This window comes from Terrabacter sp. P2_E3 (assembly GCF_056403915.1).
Map to the genome: position 1 here is coordinate 1 of NZ_JBFUEN010000029.1, position 2,153 is coordinate 2,153.

Genomic DNA, 2,153 nt, shown 5'->3' on the forward strand with positions numbered 1-2,153 from the left:
CCCCACATCCGCCACGTGGACCGCGTCGAGGTCGACGACCTGGGCGACGCCACCGACGGGTTCGTGCACGTCAAGGTGCACGTGGGCTTCACCGACAGCCAAGACATCCCCAAGGGACTGGCACTGGCCGTCGGAACATCGCGTGCGCTCGACGTCGATCTCGATCAGGCCCACTACTTCCTCTCGGTGCTGACCGTCCAGGCGACGGGCCACCGTGGGCTACGCACGTGGCGCAAGCGCCTCTACGCCTGGATGTACCACAACGCCGCGAACCGGACGGAGGTCTTCCACCTGCCACCCGAGCGCACCATCGTCATGGGCGCCCACATCGAGCTCTAACCGGAGGGTCGGCCCGCGACGTCCGGGGTCGGGACGACGAACGTGGCTGGGGCGACGAGGAGCCCGCCGATCCCGAGCCCAAGGGCCCACCTGCTCCCGGGGCCTCGGGGCGGGGTGCGCGGAAGAGCTCTGGGGGTGCTGCTGCCGGAACGAAATGGCGACCTCCTTCGGTGCTTCCAATGCTCGCCACGGGCTTCGACGACGTCCCGAGCCGCGTCTACCTTCCGGGAATAGTCGTCAGCGCCCTCGCGCACGCGTGCACGACGCCATTGAGGTGGGCAACGACGGTGGACTTCGTCGAGGTCCTCCTCGCGGCGCGCGCCGATGACGAGTAGGCCCAACCGGCCACGCTTCCAGCCCCGGCAGGGAGTTGCTACAAGACCGATGCGGTGCCTGCGTGATGCGCCCGCCATTGCAGGGCCAGCAGCACCAGCGCCTGGACGACCACGAATGTCCACATGGCCGAGGCCAGCACGCCATCGCCCGAGCCGGCGGCCTGGGTTGCACCGGTCAGGTTGTACAAGGAGTGCCAGACGACCACGGCGAGGATGCTTCCGCCGGAGCGGTGGTAGATCCACGTCAGCACGACCGCCCCGCAGAACAGACCCAGCACGAAGACGGGCAGCATCACCACAGAGAAGTCTTGGTAGCTCTTCAGGAAGAAGAACTGCGGCAGGTGCCACCCCGCCCACGCCGCTGCCACGATGAGGGTGGCGGCCATGGGTCCGAAACGAAGCTCGAGCTGGGGGAGCGCGTAGCCTCGCCAGCCGGTCTCCTCGCCGTACCCATTGACCAGCAGGACCAGAGACCAGACGCCGAGGATGCCCCACCCCTCGGGTACGCCACTGAAGCTCGCGAATTCACCTGCGGCTGGCACGTCCATGCCGGCGGCCCCCATCAACGCGAGAACGACGAAGAAGAACACCAGGGGGCCGGTGGCCACGAGCCACCACCGCCATCCAATGCGCCACCGAACCATCCGCGACAACAGGTCCCGAAGGCCATCCCGATGCGCGGTCCACCCGGTGACGAGGAACGCCGCAAGCATGGGCCCAACGAGGCTCGGCAGGTGCGTCGGCCATCCGTGACCCTGAACCACGGTATGCCCGGCGGCCACCCATGGAATGACCCACGCCCAGCTCAGTGCGTAGGACAAGAAGAAGTACGCCACCACGCGCCGCGCTGACCACCTCTGCGTCCGGGTGGCCGGAGTTTGTGTAGGACGCTGGGAGACGCTCACCCCCTCAGTGCAACGGATCCCGAGCTCGAGGCAAAGTGCCATTGGTCCTGAGGCTCTGGGGACCCGGCAGATCGTTGAACCCCCCGGCCATGACCGGCACCGGGTACAGAGGCCGCACGGTCAAGTCCGTATCGGTGGTGTACGACGGTGATCCGTCGGGGTCGTTCGTTAGGCGGTGATCGCCGCGGCGATCAGGTCGTTGGTCACCTCCTCACGATCGTTGTCGGTGGTGCGGTCGGTCAGAACGGCTCGGGCGTTCTTCAGCGCTTCCAGGCCGAGGTAGCGGCGCTGCTCGGCCCACTCGTCGTGCTGCTCCGCCAGGACGGCCCCGACGAGGCGGATGATCGCCTCCCGGTTGGGGCGCCGCTCTCGTCAAGCGGCGTCGGAGTTTGTCTTTGGCAGCGGTGGCTTTTGGGCTTGCAGGTCGCGGATCATGGCTCGGTACACGACGGCAGCGAGGTGGCGTTTCAGGCACCGTCGAGCTTCGGCCGCGCTCTTGCCCTCGGCGCGTTTGCGCGCGAGGTATATGCGCGCGTCTGGGTGCCATCGCGCTTGGGTTCGGGCGATCGTGAAC

Annotated in this window: 3 protein-coding genes and 1 pseudogene; 2 read left to right on the forward strand and 2 right to left on the reverse strand. The window is 67.6% G+C overall.

Annotation, left to right across the window (positions count from 1 at the left end; translation table 11 throughout):
- On the forward strand, positions 1–339 hold a 339-nt coding region (locus AC1DW8_RS22575), incomplete at its 5' end, for a KUP/HAK/KT family potassium transporter (RefSeq protein ID WP_478095940.1).
- A gap of 179 nt (positions 340–518) precedes the next feature.
- On the forward strand, positions 519–674 hold the full coding sequence (locus AC1DW8_RS22580; protein WP_478095941.1) for a hypothetical protein: 156 nt from the start codon (positions 519–521) through the stop codon (positions 672–674).
- Positions 675–712: 38 nt separating this feature from the next.
- Here AC1DW8_RS22580 and AC1DW8_RS22585 read toward each other — a convergent pair whose 3' ends face one another.
- A complete protein-coding gene (locus AC1DW8_RS22585) occupies positions 713–1,513 on the reverse strand; it encodes a CPBP family intramembrane glutamic endopeptidase (protein WP_478095942.1) in 801 nt (266 codons plus the stop codon).
- Between the two features lie 234 nt (positions 1,514–1,747).
- A pseudogene (locus AC1DW8_RS22590) lies at positions 1,748–1,939 on the reverse strand (IS256 family transposase); the annotation flags it as partial.
- Positions 1,940–2,153: the final 214 nt, after the last annotated feature.

Excerpts from the sequence above, each read along its gene's own strand:
- AC1DW8_RS22580 (WP_478095941.1), top strand. The coding sequence starts at position 519 with ATGCTCGCCACGGGCTTCGACGACGTCCCGAGCCGCGTCTACCTTCCG.